This is a genomic window from Janthinobacterium rivuli, from assembly GCF_009208735.1.
Lineage (GTDB): Bacteria > Pseudomonadota > Gammaproteobacteria > Burkholderiales > Burkholderiaceae_D > Janthinobacterium.
On sequence record NZ_WFLJ01000001.1, the window covers coordinates 491,110 to 507,059 of the forward strand.

13 protein-coding genes are annotated in these 15,950 nt (G+C 63.6%); 5 read left to right on the forward strand and 8 right to left on the reverse strand.

All coding sequences use genetic code 11. The features are described 5' to 3' along the window. Positions 1–19 precede the first annotated feature (19 nt). The 4 genes from GCN78_RS02225 to GCN78_RS02240 form a co-directional block, all read right to left on the reverse strand. On the reverse strand, positions 20–781 hold the full coding sequence (locus GCN78_RS02225; protein ID WP_152250206.1) for an energy transducer TonB family protein: 762 nt from the start codon (positions 779–781) through the stop codon (positions 20–22). Continuing rightward, on the reverse strand, positions 778–1,203 hold the full coding sequence (gene exbD / locus GCN78_RS02230; RefSeq protein WP_152250207.1) for a TonB system transport protein ExbD: 426 nt from the start codon (positions 1,201–1,203) through the stop codon (positions 778–780). The genes GCN78_RS02225 and exbD overlap by 4 nt, the downstream gene beginning before the upstream one ends. A gap of 3 nt (positions 1,204–1,206) precedes the next feature. Beyond that, on the reverse strand, positions 1,207–1,962 hold the full coding sequence (gene exbB, locus GCN78_RS02235; RefSeq protein ID WP_152250208.1) for a tonB-system energizer ExbB: 756 nt from the start codon (positions 1,960–1,962) through the stop codon (positions 1,207–1,209). Between the two features lie 141 nt (positions 1,963–2,103). Further along, the gene (locus GCN78_RS02240) at positions 2,104–3,021 is read right to left on the reverse strand and encodes a ChaN family lipoprotein (RefSeq protein ID WP_152250209.1); all 918 of its coding nucleotides are present in this window, start codon (positions 3,019–3,021) and stop codon (positions 2,104–2,106) included. Positions 3,022–3,211: 190 nt separating this feature from the next. On the opposite strand from GCN78_RS02240, the gene GCN78_RS02245 reads away from it, so the two are divergent. Beyond that, entirely contained in the window at positions 3,212–4,621 is a 1,410-nt protein-coding gene (locus GCN78_RS02245) for an FAD-binding oxidoreductase (RefSeq protein WP_152250210.1), read from the forward strand. Here GCN78_RS02245 and GCN78_RS02250 read toward each other — a convergent pair whose 3' ends face one another. Both GCN78_RS02250 and GCN78_RS02255 read right to left on the reverse strand, forming a co-directional pair. Beyond that, positions 4,622–5,101, reverse strand: a complete 480-nt coding sequence (locus GCN78_RS02250; RefSeq protein ID WP_226939414.1) for a GNAT family N-acetyltransferase — start codon at positions 5,099–5,101, stop codon at positions 4,622–4,624. 39 nt (positions 5,102–5,140) lie between these two features. Beyond that, positions 5,141–8,284, reverse strand: coding sequence for an error-prone DNA polymerase (locus GCN78_RS02255; protein WP_152250211.1), 3,144 nt, complete (start codon positions 8,282–8,284; stop codon positions 5,141–5,143). A gap of 97 nt (positions 8,285–8,381) precedes the next feature. On the opposite strand from GCN78_RS02255, the gene GCN78_RS02260 reads away from it, so the two are divergent. Then, positions 8,382–9,167, forward strand: coding sequence for a PhzF family phenazine biosynthesis protein (locus GCN78_RS02260; RefSeq protein ID WP_152250212.1), 786 nt, complete (start codon positions 8,382–8,384; stop codon positions 9,165–9,167). Between the two features lie 178 nt (positions 9,168–9,345). Beyond that, positions 9,346–11,748 carry a TonB-dependent receptor plug domain-containing protein gene (locus tag GCN78_RS02265; protein WP_152250213.1) on the forward strand — a complete coding sequence of 801 codons (2,403 nt, stop codon included), beginning with the start codon at positions 9,346–9,348 and terminating at the stop codon, positions 11,746–11,748. A gap of 74 nt (positions 11,749–11,822) precedes the next feature. Here the strand turns inward: GCN78_RS02265 and GCN78_RS02270 are convergent, their stop codons facing one another. Together GCN78_RS02270 and GCN78_RS02275 are read right to left on the reverse strand one after the other, a co-directional pair. Next, on the reverse strand, positions 11,823–12,212 hold the full coding sequence (locus tag GCN78_RS02270) for a GNAT family N-acetyltransferase (RefSeq protein WP_226939415.1): 390 nt from the start codon (positions 12,210–12,212) through the stop codon (positions 11,823–11,825). Positions 12,213–12,406: 194 nt separating this feature from the next. Then, positions 12,407–12,955: a histidine phosphatase family protein gene (locus tag GCN78_RS02275; protein ID WP_152250215.1), complete on the reverse strand. Its 549-nt coding sequence runs from the start codon at positions 12,953–12,955 to the stop codon at positions 12,407–12,409. Positions 12,956–13,102: 147 nt separating this feature from the next. Between GCN78_RS02275 and GCN78_RS02280 the strand changes: the two genes are divergently transcribed. Continuing rightward, complete coding sequence (locus GCN78_RS02280; RefSeq protein ID WP_152250216.1) at positions 13,103–15,307, forward strand: OsmC domain/YcaO domain-containing protein; 2,205 nt, start codon at positions 13,103–13,105, stop codon at positions 15,305–15,307. A gap of 42 nt (positions 15,308–15,349) precedes the next feature. Beyond that, positions 15,350–15,949, forward strand: a complete 600-nt coding sequence (locus GCN78_RS02285; protein WP_226939416.1) for a 2-hydroxychromene-2-carboxylate isomerase — start codon at positions 15,350–15,352, stop codon at positions 15,947–15,949. Position 15,950: the final 1 nt, after the last annotated feature.

Consider the following 15,950-nt stretch of genomic DNA (forward strand, 5'->3'; position numbering starts at 1 on the left):
TTATTGAAAAATTTGAAATTCAGCTGGCGTCGAGCTTGAACGACACGGGCAAGGTCACCGTCACCGTGCCCTGGTGCAGGACGTTGGCGGGCGGCGCCGGCAACGGCTGCGCGCGCTGCAGCACTTGCAAGGCTTCGCGGTCGAGCAGCACCGTGCCCGATGAGGTGATCAACTCGCTGGCCAGCAATGTGCCGTCGCGGTCCACCTGGAAGCGCACCCAGGCGGCGCCGGCCCGCTTGCGCTGGCGCGCGTCGCCCGGATAGCGCTTGAAGTGCGCCAGGTGGCCGAGCACCCGGCTTTGCCAGCTGGCCGGCGCCGCGCTGGTCGATGGCGTGTCGCTATCGAACGGCGCGGCCTGCGGACCGCGCACGGCGGCAGGCGCCGGCGTGGCGCTGCTGCTGGCCTGCGCGGGCATCGATGCTTCCTTGACGGCATCCTTGCCCGGGTCCGTCGATGGGCTGGCCGCCGCCCTTTCCTCCTTTTCAGCGGCGACGATCTGCGGCGCGGCGGCACGTGCCAGCACGGGCAACGCCTCTTGCCGGATGGCGCTCTTTGGCGGCCGGGCTGCGCTGGACGCGGCCGACCGGCGCGCGCCCACGGCGTGCGCCACCTGTGTTTCCGGCGACATCGCTTGCGCGGCAAATACCAGCATCACGCTGGCGGGCGGCTGCGCGGAGGCCGGCGTCGCGGGCCGCCAGGCCGCCCACAGCAGCACCGCCAGCATGCCCGCTACCACCAGCGCCGTGGCGATGCCCCAGTTCAATACAGGGCGCGGATTCACCCGCCCTCCCGACCGACCAGGCCCACCTTCAGATAGCCGGCCTGGCGCAGGGCATCCATCACGACCAGCACGTCTTCATAGGCGGCTTGCTTGTCGGCCTGGAAAAACAAGGTGCGCTGGCGGTCGCCGCCCGTCTGCGCGTCGAGCAGGCGGCCCAGCTGCTCGCGCGCCACGGGCGACTCGCCCAGATACAGGCTGTGGTCCGCTTTCAGGGAAACGAACAAGGGTTTGTCGGGACGCGGTTCGGGCTGGGCCGTGGCGGCCGGCAAGTCGATTTTCAGGTCGACGGTCGCCAGCGGCGAGACCACCATGAAGATGATCAGCAGCACCAGCATCACGTCGATGAAGGGCGTGACATTGATCTCGCAAAGCTCCGGCATGTCGGCCGTGTCGTCGTCCGGGGAGGGAAACAGGGATGCCATGTTTCAGGCCTGCCGGCGCGTGTCGAGGTCGCGGCTGAGCATCAGCAGCACTTGCGCCGACGCGGCGCGCAGCTGCGCCTTGTACTGGTTGATGCCACGACTCAAGACGTTATAGATGACGACGGCGGGAATCGCCGCCACCAGGCCCAAGGCTGTCGCCAGCAAGGCTTCCGCGATGCCAGGCGCGACGGTCGCCAGGTTCGTGCTCTGGCTGGCGGCGATACCGATGAAACTGTTCATGATGCCCCACACGGTGCCGAACAGGCCGACGAACGGCGCCACGGCGCCTATGCTGGCGAGCAAGCCGATGCCTTGCGTCATGGTGCGCACCTGCTGCGCGATCCACTGTTCCTGGCGAAAGCCGGCCCGCTCCTTCAGGGCCGCCGCCGGCGCATGCGCGTGCGACAGGCTCAGCTCCTGCTGCACCTCGTCGAGTAGTTGCCGCGCCAGCGAAGTGCTGCCGCCCCCCTCCACTTTGGCGGCCGCGTCCGGCAAGGAGGTGGCCGTCTTCAGCACGGCGACGGCTTGCGCCGCCGCGCGCCGCGCCTGCAGCAAGCTGGCGCCCTTCACCAGCAAGACCACCCAAGTGGCCAGCGCGGCAGTCAACAAGCCGATCAGCACGCTTTTTACGACCTGGTCGGCGGCGAAAAACATGCCCAGGGGCGACATATCGTGCGGCAAGGCGGACGCTTGCGCGGTGGCATGCAACAGGGAAAGAAATACGCCGCCAGCGGCGACTTTGATATAGAGGATACGCATGAGAACTTTGACAGGTAACAGGCATGGCTGCGCCAACGGCGCGCACGCGCATGCAAAAGAATCGGACGGACTACCTGGCTGCCATGGAGGAGCTTGCTGGGGGAGAGTGCCGGGCAGAACGCCCGGCGGACATACGAGGAATTATTGGGCGCTGGCGACGGCGGGCAATGCCGGTGTGAACCAGACGAAATCCGCCTGCCGCGCCAGCACCGTGGCCCCCTGCTGCGCCAGCACCAGCACCAGCGGCGCCGGGCCGCCCGTCAAGTCCTGCACGTGCAGCGGCACGCCCAGGTCCTTGTGCGCATGGTAGGCGCCGGCGATCAGCACGGCCGGCGCGGGCGCGGCCAGCAGGCGCTCGGCCATGCGACGGTCGCGCTGCTGCTGCACCGCCAGCATGGCGGCCAGGCGCGGCGCGTCGATCTGGTTGTCGTGCATGACGCGGATGATGTCCTTCAATTTTTCATGCACCTTGCCATCGTTGGCCAGGTTGCTGTGCTTGCCCTGCACGGCCGGCTGATCGATGAACAGTTGCTTGATGTCGCCGCGGTCCAGGTTGGCCGACCAGACGGGGTATGGCGCGCGCATCACGGTCATGACCAGGTCGCCATATTGCGCCCACTTCCAGCTGGGCTGCCAGGCCAGCAGCTCGGCCACGTGTTCGGGGCGCACGACGGGGTCCGTCTGCAGCCACGTCTTGACCTTGTCCACCTTGGCTTGCTGGTCCGGGTTCAGCATTTCCAGCAGCACGCTGCCTTGCGGGCGCTGGCCCTGCAACTGCTGCAGCAGCCATTGCTCGATCTGGTGATGGCTGAGCTGGTCATGCTGCTCGCCGATGATGACGCGCGGCGCGGCGGCCAGCTGGGCCAGCAATTGCTCGGCGCTCACGCGCTGGCCGCTGCGCAGGTCGACGATCTCGCCCAGCTGGCGCACATCTTGCGCAGAAGCGGACGCGGCCATCGTGGCGGCAGCCGTGCCGGTGGCGGGCGCGGCGCTGCTGCAGGCGCTCAGCGCCAGCACGCAGGCGGGCAGGACGGCGGCGAGGGACAGGGGGAAATTCATGGCATGGCCTTTCGGGTGGAAGCACGCATTGCAAAATCACTACTGGCGGGCATTTTAATAGAAATGATTCTCATTTACAACCAATGCACGGCGCACCATGCGAATTCTTTTTACAGCTGGCAAAAAATCGATATGCCGCTTCGGTGAAATCCCCGGGCGCGGAGTAGAATAAAAAAAACGGAGGACTCGCGTGAATCAAACTGACCAGTTGGCGGTACTGAACAAACCGCTGCCCGCATCCCTTGCTGCCGTACTTTCCCTGATCTTTGCCGACCGCTTTTCCATGACGCAAGCCATGCGCGAACACCATGGCCGCGACGAGTCGAGCTATCCCCCCATGCTGCCGGACGCCGTCATCTTCGCCCATTCCACCGAGGAAGTGGCGGCTGCCGTCAAACTGTGCAGCGCGCACGACGTGCCCATCATCGCCTACGGCAGCGGCACTTCGCTCGAAGGCCACGTGCTGGCCCTGCACGGCGGCGTGACGATTGATCTGTCGCAAATGAATCAGATGGTCGCCGTGCATGCTGAAGACTTGACGGCCACCGTGCAGGCAGGCGTGACGCGCAAGCAACTGAACGAGGAGCTGCGCGACACGGGTCTGTTCTTCCCCATCGACCCGGGCGCCAATGCGTCGCTGGGCGGCATGGCGGCCACGCGGGCCTCGGGCACGAACGCCGTGCGCTACGGCACCATGCGCGAAAACGTGCTGGCCCTGACGGTGGTGACGGCCGATGGCCGCATCATCAAGACGGGGACCAGGGCGAAAAAATCGTCGGCCGGCTACGACCTGACGCGCCTGTTCGTCGGCAGCGAGGGCACGCTGGGCATCATCACGGAAGTGACGGTGAAACTGTATCCGCTGCCGGAAGCGATCTCGGCCGCCGTGTGCTCGTTCCCCGGCACGGGCGAAGCCGTCAGCGCCGTGATCCAGACCATCCAGATGGGTATTCCTGTGGCCAGAGTCGAGTTTCTCGATGAAAATGGCGTCAAAGCCATCAACGCCTACGACAAAATGGCGCTGCCGGAAAAGCCATTATTACTGTTTGAATTTCACGGCACGCCGGCCAGCGTGGCCGAGCAGGCGCAGCTGGTGCAAGCCATCACGGCGGAGCACGGCGCCAGCGATTTCGAGTGGGCCAGCCGCCCCGAAGACCGCTCGCGCCTGTGGGCCGCGCGCCATAACGCGTATTTCGCCCTGCTGCAGATGCGTCCCGGCAGCCGCGCCATTTCCACCGATTGCTGCGTGCCCATTTCGCGCCTGGCCGAATGCATCCTCGCCACCAAGGCCGATTGCGAAGCGCAGGGCCTCGTCTACGCCATCATCGGCCACGTAGGCGACGGCAACTTCCACGTGCAGATGCTGGTCGACCCCGATGATCCGGCCGACATCGCGCGCGCCGAAAAGGTCAACAGCGACATGGTCACGCGCGCCATCGGCATGGACGGCACCTGCACGGGAGAACACGGCGTGGGCATGCACAAGATGGCCTTCCTCGTGGAAGAACATGGCGAAGGCGCCATCGACACCATGCGCGCCCTGAAACACGCGTTGGATCCGAAGAACATCATGAATCCGGGCAAGATCGTGCGCTGGTAATCAGGCCGTCCATTCCATGCGCATCGGCACGAACGCGATGCCGCCCGTCTCCACCTTCGGTCCCGTGGCGACAAAGCCCAGGCTTTCGTACAGCGGCAAGGCGTAGGCCGAGGAATTGACGGTAAACGCCGTGACATTCCCCCTGGCCAAGGACGCATCGCGGGCGGCCTGCCACATGCGGCGCGCCATGCCGCGCCGGTGCAGGGCGCGCGGCACGAACATGTGGAACAGATGCGTGTTGTCGCGCATGGCCACCACGCCGGCCAGTGCGCCATCGATATGCGCCAGCTGGTAAGCGTAATTGGGTAGCGACAGGTAGCCTTCGATGGCGGGCTGGCGGCAGTTCTCGATGAACTTTTCCGCCCCCGCTCCGTCCGGGTGCAGAGTCAGAAAGGGCATCAGGTCGTCGATCAGGGCGACGATGGCGGGCGCGTCGGCGACCAGGGCGGGGCGCAGTGTCGGTTCGGGCAAAGTAGTCATATGACAATCATGCCACCGCCTGGCCGACATTGACAAGCCTCAACAGAAATCGCGGCTGCTGGTCCTCAAACGCCCCAGCAGATGCGACATGTCGACCAGGCGCTTGGCCACCAGGTTGCGCACCAGCCCTTCCCTTTGCCACACGCCATATACGCCCAGCAGCGGCGCGCTCAGCACTTCGCGCCGCTGGCTTTCCACCAGGTCGGGCCAGACGATGACGTTCACCGTGCCCGTCTCGTCTTCCAGTGTCATGAAGATCACGCCCTTGGCCGTGCCCGGACGCTGGCGCACGGTGACGATGCCGCAGGCGCGCGCCAGCTGGCCATTCGTGTAGCTGGCCAGCGCGGATGCCGGCAGGAAACGCTGTTCCAGCAATTGCCTGCGCAGCAGCGCCAGCGGGTGGCGGCCCAGAGTCAGGCCTTGCGCGCGGTAGTCGCTGACGATGCTCTCGCCTTCCGTCGGCGCGGCCAGCACGGGCAAGTCTTCCTCTTGCGTGGTGGCGCGCAGCAAGTCCCTGTCCGGCACGGCGCCGGCCGCCTGCCACAGCGCCGCGCGCCGGTGCCCGGCCAGCGCGTGCAGCGCGTTGCCGGCGGCGAGCACCTGCAAGTCATGACGGTCCAGGCCGCCACGCCGCGCCAGGTCGGCCACGTCGACAAAGGCGGTGATGGCGCGCGCATCCTCGATGCGCCGGGCCGCCTCGGCGCGCATGCCAAACAGGCTGTTCAAGCCCAGGCGCACGGCGGGCGCGGCCCCTTCCGCAGTCTCTTCCAACGTCGCTTCCCAGCCGCTGACGGCCACGTCAACGGGCAGCACGGGCACGCCATGGCGGCGCGCATCCTGCACCAGTTGCGAGGGACTGTAAAAGCCCATGGGCTGGCTGTTGAGCAAGGCGCACAGGAAGGCGGCCGGTTCGTGGCATTTCAGCCAGGAACTGGCGTACGTCAGCAAGGCGAAACTGGCCGCGTGCGACTCGGGAAAACCGTATTCGCCAAAGCCCTCGATCTGGCTGAAGATGGCCTCCGCGAACTCCCGTTTATACGCATTTTTGACCATCGTTTCGACGATGCGTTCCTTGTAATTGTTCATGCCGCCCTTGCGTTTCCAGGCCGCCATGGCGCGCCGCAACTGGTCCGCCTCGCCGGGCGTGAAATCGGCTGCGATGATGGCCACCTGCATCACCTGCTCCTGGAAGATCGGGATGCCCAGGGTGCGTCCCAGCGCCTTTTCCAGGCCCTTCGGATACTCGACCGCTTCTTTCTGCTGGCGCCGCTGCAAATACGGATGCACCATGCCGCCCTGGATGGGGCCGGGGCGCACCAGCGCCACCTCGATGACGAGGTCGTAGAATTCACGGGGACGCAGGCGCGGCAGCATGCTCATCTGCGCGCGCGACTCGATCTGGAACACGCCGATGGTGTCGGCCTGGCACATCATGTCGTAGGTGGCCGGGTCTTCGGCGGGAATATCCTGCATCCGGAATTCCTCGCCGCGCCGTCCGCCGACCAGTTCCAGGGCGCGGCGCAGGGCCGACAGCATGCCCAGCGCCAGCACGTCGACCTTCATCAAGCCCAGCTCCTCGAGGTCGTTCTTGTCCCACTCGATGACGCTGCGCTCGGCCATGGTGGCGTTTTCGATCGGCACCAGGCGCGACAATTTTCCTTGCGCGATGACAAAGCCGCCCGGATGCTGCGACAAATGGCGGGGAAAGCCCAGCAACTGCTGCGCCAGGCTGGCCCACTGCTGCGACAATGCCGCCTCCGGGTCGAGCCCGCATTCGGCCAGGCGCTCCAGCAGGTCGCGCTTGCCATCGAACCAGCGATGCGCCTTGGCCACTTTTTCCACGATGGCCAGGTCGATCCCCAACGCCCTGCCGCTGTCGCGCAAGGCGCTCTTCGGCCGGTAGCTGATCACCACGGCCGCCAGCGCGGCCCGCTCGCGCCCATATTTGCCATAGATATATTGAATCACCTCTTCGCGCCGCTGGTGCTCGAAGTCGACGTCGATGTCGGGCGGCTCGTTGCGCTCGCGCGACATGAAGCGCTCGACCAGCGAATTGCCGCGCGCCGGGTCCACTTCCGTGATGTGCAGGCAATAGCAGACGGCCGAATTGGCGGCCGAGCCCCGGCCCTGGCACAGGATGTTTTGCGAACGGGCAAAGCGCACGATGTCGTAGACGGTCAGGAAATACGGCTCGTAGGAAAGGTCGGCGATCAGTTCCAGTTCATGCTCGATCTGCTGCTGCACGTTGGCCGGAATACCCAGCGGAAAGCGGATGCGCGCGCCCGCGTACGTTTCCTCGCGCAGATAGGTGGCCGGCGTGTAGCCGTGCGGCACCAGTTCGTCGGGGTAGTCATAGCGCAGGCTGTCGAGCGAAAACGTGCACAGCCCCGCGATGCGCAGGGTTTCCGCCAGCGCCTGCGGCGGATACACATTGGCCAGGCGCAAGCGCGCGCGCAGATGCTGTTCCGCGTTTTGCGCCAGCGCATAGCCGCACTCGCCCACGGGCTTGCCCACACGTATCGCACACAGGGTATCGAGCAAAGGCTTGCGCGAACGCACGTGCATGCACACGTGGCCGACGGCCACCACGGGCAAGCCCTGCGCCTGCGCCACCTCCTGCACGACGCTGCGGTGGGCGTCGTCCTGCGCGCGCTGCAGCAGGTTCAGGCCGATCCAGCTACGCCCGCTGCCAAAGGTGGACGCCATCCACGCGCCCTGCGCGCGCACGGCTTCCGGCCGGGCCGGATAGCCCGGCAGCAAGATCATCAGGCAGCCGGGCAGTCCCTGCAAATGGGCAAATCCCGCCGATGGCGCGGCGAAGTCGTCCGGCGTCAGCACATAGCGGCCCTTGGCCGCCCGCGTGCGCGCCATGGTGATCAGTTCCGACAAGTTGCCGTAACCGTCGCGGTCCTGCACCAGCGCCAGCAAGGACAGCGCCGCGCTGCCGTCGGCCTGCGTCAAATGAAAATGCGCGCCGATGATCAGCGGAAAACCGGCCCGCTTGGCCGTCGCATGGGCGCGCACGACGCCCGCCAGCGTACACTCGTCGGTAATCGCCAGCGCCTTGTAACCGAGCTGGACAGAGCGCGCCACCAGCTCTTCCGCATGCGAGGCGCCATGCAGGAAGCTGAAATTGCTCAGGCAGTACAACTCAGCATACTCGGGTAAGACTGCGCCCCACATGATCCACCTCAATACTGTATATAAACACAGTATATTATACTCATCTGAAAACGGCCATCTCAGTTATGCTGGGGTTTTACCTTTTGTCTCGACCGCCATGATCGTCCACTTATTAAAATGTTTCGGCGCCGCCCCCGGTGGCGGCAATGCGGCGCTGGTCGTGGAAAACGACCATGGCAGCGAAACGGCGCGCCAGTCCTTCGCCCGCGAACGCCAGGTCAGCGCCTGCGTCTTCCTCGACCGGCAAGCGGACGGCGCTATCGTGCTCGACTATTTTTATCCGCACACGCGCATCCCCCTGTGCCTGCATGCCACCCTGGCGGCCGCGCATGTGCTGCTGACGGCGCCCGGCGCGCCGGCAACCCTGACGGTGAGCACGGCCATGCGCGGGCAAGCCTTGCAGTTGGTGCGCAACGCAGCCGGTCTATTCATCGGCCTGGCACCGCAGCCGGCGCCGGCCGTCACGGTGGAAAAATATATTCCGTCGGAACTGATGGGCCAGCACATGCACTTGCTGTCGCCGCCCGCGATCGCCTCCGTCGGCAGCCCGAAGCTGCTGCTGGAAGTGGCCGACCGCACCACCCTGCGCGCGCTGCGGCCGAACCTGGAACTGATCGCCGACTGGAGCGCCTTGCACCAGGTCAGCGGCTGCTATGCGTATTGCCGCACGGGCGAGAACGCCTACGAAGGGCGCAACTTCAACCACCTCGACCCGGCGCAGGAAGACAGCGCCACGGGTGTGGCGGCGGGCGCGCTGTCAGCGCATCTGCAACAGTCGCTGCGCCTGTCGCAGGGCCACGTGACGCAGCAGCCGTGTTTGATCGAAGTGCAATACAGCGCGCAGGCAATCTGGGTAGGCGGCATGGTGCAACGCAGCACCTGAACGGGGCATGTCGCACCAGGACGAGGCAAGTCAGGCAGCGGCCAAAAGATAATCAACCAGGAAACAACAGTTACAGCGAATTTGTAATAACAAAACAAAGTATCGCTGGTGAATGCTGAAATGATGGCACTAGAATCAAGTCACGAATTTTTGCTCATCAGCCACTTGGAGATACTGCGTGCCGACCCTCACCACCTTGCGTAAAGCAGTCCTCATCAGCCTGTACGGCAGCGCCGCCCTGGCCGCATTCAGTCCGGCCGCCCAGGCCCAGAACACGGAAGCGGCCGCCACGGATGGTCCCGTGCAAACGGTCAGCGTGGTCGGCTCGCGCCGGGTCGCCAGTTCCGCCACGGATACCATGGTGCCGGTCGATATCATTCCCATTTCCAAGGTGGCCGAGCAAGGCGGCCAGTTCGACCTGGCGCAGTCGCTGCAATACATCTCGCCCTCGTTCAACTCCACGCGCCAGACGGGCGCCGACGGGGCCGACCTGATCGATTCAGCCGCCCTGCGCGGCCTCGGTTCCGACCAGACCCTCGTGCTGGTGAATGGCAAGCGGCGCCACACGACGGCCCTCGTCAACCTGTTCGGCGCGCGCAACCGCGGCAACACGGGCACGGACATGAATGCGATTCCTTTGCTGGCGATCAAGAACGTGCAAGTGCTGCGCGACGGCGCCGCCGCCCAGTACGGCTCGGACGCCATTGCCGGCGTGATCGATATCGAACTGAAGAAAAGCCTGGGCTGCGAAGCGGTGGCTGGCTACAGCCAGTATTCCGCAGGCGACGGCAAGAATTACATGACTTCCGCCTACTGCGGCATCGCGCTGGGCGACAAGGGCACCCTGGCCATCACGGGCGAATACCTGGACCGGGGTCGCTCGAACAGGGCCGACGCGGACAGCATGCGCATCATCGGCGACACCAAGTCCAGGAACAAGACCCTGTACGTGAATGGCGACTACGCCACCAGCGGCACAGGCAAGCTGTACTTCACGGCCGGCGCGCAGACGCGCGACGCCTCGAGCGCCGCGTTCGGCCGCGGCGGCATCGGCAGCGACGACATTCCATCGCGCAATTCGGCCGCCATGTACCCGGACGGTTTCGTACCCTTCATAAACGGCAAGATCGACGACCAGTACGCCACCATCGGCCACCGCAGCCAGATCGGCGAGTGGCATGCGGACTTTTCGCAAACCTATGGCTACAACAAGATGCGCTACGACATCAGCCATACCTTGAACGCCTCGATCGCCAATCTCGATCTGATGAACGGCGGCAAGGGCGTCAGCGCCAGCAGCTACGACGCGGGCGGCTTCTCGTTCCAGCAACTGACCAGCAACGCCGATTTCAGCCGCTACTACGACACGGTGATGAGCGGCATGAACGTGGCCTTCGGCGCCGAGTACCGCAGCGAGGAATACAAGATCATGGCCGGCGAACCGGGTTCCTACAGCGACGCCGACGGTGTGGGCGTGGGCGGCAATGCGGGCAGCCAGGGCTTTCCCGGCTTCCAGCCAGGCGATGCCACCAAGGCCAAGCGCCACAGCATCGCCGCGTATGGCGACGTGGAACTGGACTGGACGGAACGCCTGAAAACCCAGGCCGCTGTGCGCTATGAAAAATTCAGCGATTTCGGCTCCACCGTGACGGGCAAGCTGGCCGCCAGCTATAAAGTGGCGCCCAACGTGCTGCTGCGCGGCTCGGCCAGCACGGGCTTCCGCGCGCCGTCGCTGCAGCAAGTGTATTTCTCGTCCACCTTCACCGACTTCATCGGCGGCGTACCCACCGACGTGGTACTGGCACCGAACGGCGGCGCCGTCGCCAACGCGGCCGGCATCCCCAAACTGAAAGAGGAAAAATCCACCAGCTTTACCTTCGGTGCCACCTGGACGCCGACGCAAGCCATTTCCGTGACGGCCGACCTGTACAACATCAAGATCAAGGACCGCATCGTGCTGTCGGGCCGCTTCAATGCCGACAACTACCCGGACCTGGCCGCGCGCCTGGCCCTCCTGGGCGTGGGCGAAGCGCAATTCTTCGTCAACTCCATCGACACGCGCACGCGCGGGCTCGACCTGACGGCCTCGCACAAGGGAGAGTTGGCCGGCAACCGCCTGAACACCTTCCTGGCCTTAAATTTGAGCAAAACGGAAGTGACGAAGGTCAAGACGCCGGCCTCGCTGACGGGTTTCGAAGATGTCTTGCTGTCCGAGCGCGAACGCCTGTTCATCGAACAGGGCGGCCCGCGCGCGAAAGCCACCCTGGGCTTCGACTACATCACGGGCAAGCTGGAATCCGACCTGCGCATCATCTACTTTGGCCCGCAAACCCTGGGCACCTTCAGCGGCACGGCCGAAGGCGTACCGAACGCCCGCTACGCGGCCAAGACCTCCGCCGACCTGAGCTTCACCTACAGCATCAACAAGAACACCAAGCTGACCTTTGGCGGCAACAACATCTTCAACGTCAAGCCCACTACACAAAACGCGGACGAGACGGACAACGGCTTCAAATACGACAGCGTGCAGTTCGGCCTGAACGGCGCCTCGTATTTCGGACGACTGTGGGTGAAGTTCTGATCGCCGTGTCCACCTGAAAAAACAGCGGCTGCGCCAGCATGGGCAGCCGCTGTTTTTTATGTCGGCACCACACGTCAATGCTCATCGCCGGCATAGATCCACATGGGTTCTGTTTTCCCTGCGCGCACGAAGCCCACGGATTGGTAGAACTCGATGGCCTTGCCGTCCGCTGTCAGCATTTGCTGGTGAAACCCCGCGTATTTTTCCAGCATGGCCGCCATCATCCGTCTGCCGACGCCTTGACCTTGCGCCATCGGATCGACGAGCATGTGCGGGAAGTAGACCACCAGATAGCCATCGGAAATGGCATTGCCGATGCCAATCAATTTTCCATCTGCGCGGGCCGTCACCAGGCTGTGGGAATTGCGCAGCGCGGCCATCAGCTCTTTCGGTTTTTCTGCGGACGACCAGTGATTGGCCTTGTAGAGGGCAATCACTTCTTGCTCAGTGATTACATCATTCATGGAAATTTGCATCGGCACGCTCTCTCTTATGGACGACGCTGACCTTCGCCATGGGAAGGACTAAGCGTTTCGACAACATCGCCCTGTATTGTATCGATCAACGCCCCTGTTTCTCCAGTTTTCGCACACAGTCGCTTTTCCGGCCATGCCTTCGGCGTCATCACGGTATCGGCTGCCGCATTCGTCACAGGTTTTCACTGCTCGTACACGCCCATGCTCCAGTACCGGCTGCCTTGCCTGTTGCGGGCAAGCCAACCCAATGCCTGCAGTTCCTTGCCGATCAATCGATTCATGATGCCATGCCCGACCAGCAGCACAGGCCCCTTGGCGGCAAGCGCCACCAGACGCTCGGCGGCTGCCCTGGCGCGCCGCCGCGTTATCTGCAGCGAGTCCGATCCGCGCGCATATCCGAACAACCAGAGTAGGCGAAAAATCACTGCCCAGGCTTCAGCCGGCAGCCAGGGTGCTCTCCACAGGGCAAAAGGCAGCTCGGCTTCGGTGAACATCGCCTCTTGCATGAATGACAAGTCCCCCAGTGCCCTGGCCGATGCGCAAGCCCGGGGTGCCGTGCTGGCCACGATGGTCGACGCGGAAAGTGCCGCCGCAGAGCACTGCGCAGGGATGCCACCCTCTTTGATGATCGATTGATTGTAGAGATCAATCCACTGTCCCATTTGCATCGGCGCTATCCAGCGCCCTCTGGCGAGTCGGGGCTCGCCGTGTCTCATTAATGTTATTCGCATATTCAGTCAGATCGCCTCGCACATTTATCAGTCTGCCTCTTGCCCCGGCGGCTCCCCGCCAGCGCGGCCGCAGTGAACAATCTTTGCCCTGCGGCGGAAAGCACGGATAATAGCGTCTAACTCATAAGCACAGTATTGGATTACCTCATGGAAATTAAAGTCAACTTTCTCGACAAGCTGCGTCTCGAAGCCAAGTTCGACGATTTTACGGTCATCGCCGACCAGCCCATCCGCTATAAAGGCGATGGCTCGGCACCTGGCCCGTTCGATTACTTTTTGGCATCATCTGCACTGTGCGCGGCCTACTTCGTGAAGTTGTATTGCGATACGCGCAATATTTCCACCGAAAACATCCGCCTGTCGCAAAACAATATTGTCGATCCAGAAAACCGTTACCAGCAAATCTTCAAGATCCAGGTCGAGTTGCCGGCCGATATCTCGGCCAAGGACCGCCAGGGCATCCTGCGCTCGATCGACCGTTGCACGGTGAAAAAAGTGGTGCAAACGGGCCCCGAGTTCGTCATTGAAGAGGTGGAAAACCTGGACGCCGATGCCCAGGCCTTGCTGGCATTGAACCCGGCTCCTGGCGCGAGCACCTATATCGTCGGCAAGGATTTACCGCTGGAACAGACCATCGCCAATATGTCGGGTCTGCTGGCGGGCCTGGGCATCAAGATTGAAATCGCTTCGTGGCGCAACATCATTCCGAACGTGTGGTCGCTGCATATCCGCGATGCGCATTCGCCCATGTGCTTTACCAACGGCAAGGGCGCGACCAAGGAAAGCGCGCTGGCGTCGGCCCTGGGCGAATATATCGAGCGCCTCAGCAACAACCATTTCTATGCCGGTTCGTTCTGGGGCAACGACATCGCCAACGCGGATTTTGTCCATTACCCGAACGAACGCTGGTTCAAGCCGGGCCGCAAGGATGCGCTGCCGAAGGAGATTCTCGACGCATATTGCCTGGACATCTACAACCCCGATGGCGAGCTGCGCGGCTCGCACCTGATCGACACCAACTCCGGCAATGCCGAGCGCGGCATTTGCTCGCTGCCGTACGTGCGCCATTCCGATGGCGAGACCGTGTATTTCCCGTCCAACCTGATCGAAAACCTGTACGTCAGCAATGGCATGAGCGCCGGCAATACCCTCGTCGAAGCGCAGGTGCAATGTCTGTCGGAAATTTTTGAGCGGGCCGTCAAGCGCGAGATCCTCGAAGGCGAAATCGCCCTGCCCGACGTGCCGCAGGACGTGCTGGCGAAATACCCGGGCATCCTGGCCGGCATACAGGGGCTGGAAGAACAGGGTTTCCCCGTGCTGGTCAAAGATGCGTCGCTGGGCGGCGTGTACCCGGTGATGTGCGTCACCCTGATGAACCCGCGCACGGGCGGCGTGTTTGCCTCGTTCGGCGCGCACCCGAGCCTGGAAGTGGCGCTCGAACGCAGCCTGACGGAATTGCTGCAGGGCCGCAGCTTCGAAGGCCTCAACGACTTGCCGCAGCCGACGTTTGCCAGCGAAGCCGTCACCGAGCCGAACAATTTTGTCGAACACTTCATCGATTCCAGCGGCATCGTCTCGTGGCGCTTCTTCAGCGCCAAGGCCGATTACGATTTTGTCGAGTGGGATTTTTCCGGCCACGGCGAGAACTCGAATGCCGAGGAAGCGGCGACCCTGTTCGGCATCCTCGCCGACATGGGCAAGGAAGTGTACACGGCCGAGTACAACCAGCTGGGCGCCACCGCCTGCCGCATCCTCGTGCCCGGTTATTCCGAGGTGTATCCGGTCGAGGATTTGATCTGGGACAACACCAACAAGGCGCTGCTGTTCCGCGCCGACATCCTGAACCTGCACGGCCTGGATGATGCCAGCCTGGAAGACTTGCTCGACCGTCTGGAAAACAGCGAGCTCGACGAGTACGGCGACATCGCCACCCTGATCGGCATCGAGTTTGACGAAAACACGGTATGGGGCCAGTTGACGACGCTGGAATTGAAGCTGCTGATTCATCTCGTCCTGCAGCAATTCGAGGAAGCGAAAGAGCTGGTGGAAACCTTCCTGCAGTACAACGACAACACGCTCGAGCGCAAGCTGTTCTATCAAGCATTGAACGTGGTGCTGGAAGTAGAACTCGATGACGCGCTGGAGCTGGACGACTACGTCGTCAATTTCCGCCGCATGTTTGGCGACGCCCGCATGGACGCGGTGCTGGGTTCGGTGGACGGCAGCGTGCGTTTCTTCGGCCTGACGCCGACCAGCATGCAACTGGAAGGCCTCGACCGGCACCAGCGCCTGATCGACAGCTTCAGGAAATTGCACGCGGCGCGCGCCAGGGCGGCCGCCGCATCCAGCTAGGACGACGCGCCAGGACCGCTTGAGCGTATGGAAAGAGACACCATGGCCACACTGGAATTCTGGTTCGACTTCGGCAGCAACTACAGCTACCTGAGCGCCATGCGCATCGACGCGCTGGCGCGTGAAAAGAAGGTACAAGTGATCTGGAAACCCTTCCTGCTGGGCGTCGTCTTCAAGGCGCTGGGCTGGGAAACGTCGCCCTTCGTCTTGCAAAAAATCAAGGGCGACTACACGTGGCGCGACATGGCGCGCCAGTGCGACAAATACGGCTTGCCATGGCGCCAGCCCGCCACCTTCCCCCGCACGGCCCTGCTGCCCATGCGCGTGGCCCTGATCGGCGCGGACCAGGGCTGGATCGCGCCGTTTGCGCGCCGCATGATGACGATGAATTTTGCCGAAGACCGCGATATCGACAACATCGAGGCCGTCAGCGAGGTGTTGGCGGAACTGGGCCTGGACGCGCCCGCCATCGTGGCGCTGGCGTTGACACCGGACAACAAGCTACGCCTGCGCCGCCAGACGCAGCAGGCGCAAGCGTTAAACCTGTTCGGCGCGCCCAGCTTCCTCAGCGACGGCGAACTGTTCTGGGGCAACGACCGGCTCGAGGATGCACTGCTGCATGCGGCAGCGAGCCGCCGTTAAA

Coding starts and splice junctions, on each gene's coding strand:
- GCN78_RS02240 (WP_152250209.1), bottom strand. CDS start 3,021: ATGAATTTCCCCCTGTCCCTCGCCGCCGTCCTGCCCGCCTGCGTGCTG.
- GCN78_RS02270 (WP_226939415.1), bottom strand. CDS start 12,212: ATGAATGATGTAATCACTGAGCAAGAAGTGATTGCCCTCTACAAGGCC.
- exbB (WP_152250208.1), bottom strand. CDS start 1,962: ATGCGTATCCTCTATATCAAAGTCGCCGCTGGCGGCGTATTTCTTTCC.
- GCN78_RS02280 (WP_152250216.1), top strand. CDS start 13,103: ATGGAAATTAAAGTCAACTTTCTCGACAAGCTGCGTCTCGAAGCCAAG.
- GCN78_RS02275 (WP_152250215.1), bottom strand. CDS start 12,955: ATGCGAATAACATTAATGAGACACGGCGAGCCCCGACTCGCCAGAGGG.
- GCN78_RS02260 (WP_152250212.1), top strand. CDS start 8,382: ATGATCGTCCACTTATTAAAATGTTTCGGCGCCGCCCCCGGTGGCGGC.
- GCN78_RS02285 (WP_226939416.1), top strand. CDS start 15,350: ATGGCCACACTGGAATTCTGGTTCGACTTCGGCAGCAACTACAGCTAC.
- GCN78_RS02250 (WP_226939414.1), bottom strand. CDS start 5,101: ATGACTACTTTGCCCGAACCGACACTGCGCCCCGCCCTGGTCGCCGAC.
- GCN78_RS02255 (WP_152250211.1), bottom strand. CDS start 8,284: ATGTGGGGCGCAGTCTTACCCGAGTATGCTGAGTTGTACTGCCTGAGC.
- exbD (WP_152250207.1), bottom strand. CDS start 1,203: ATGGCATCCCTGTTTCCCTCCCCGGACGACGACACGGCCGACATGCCG.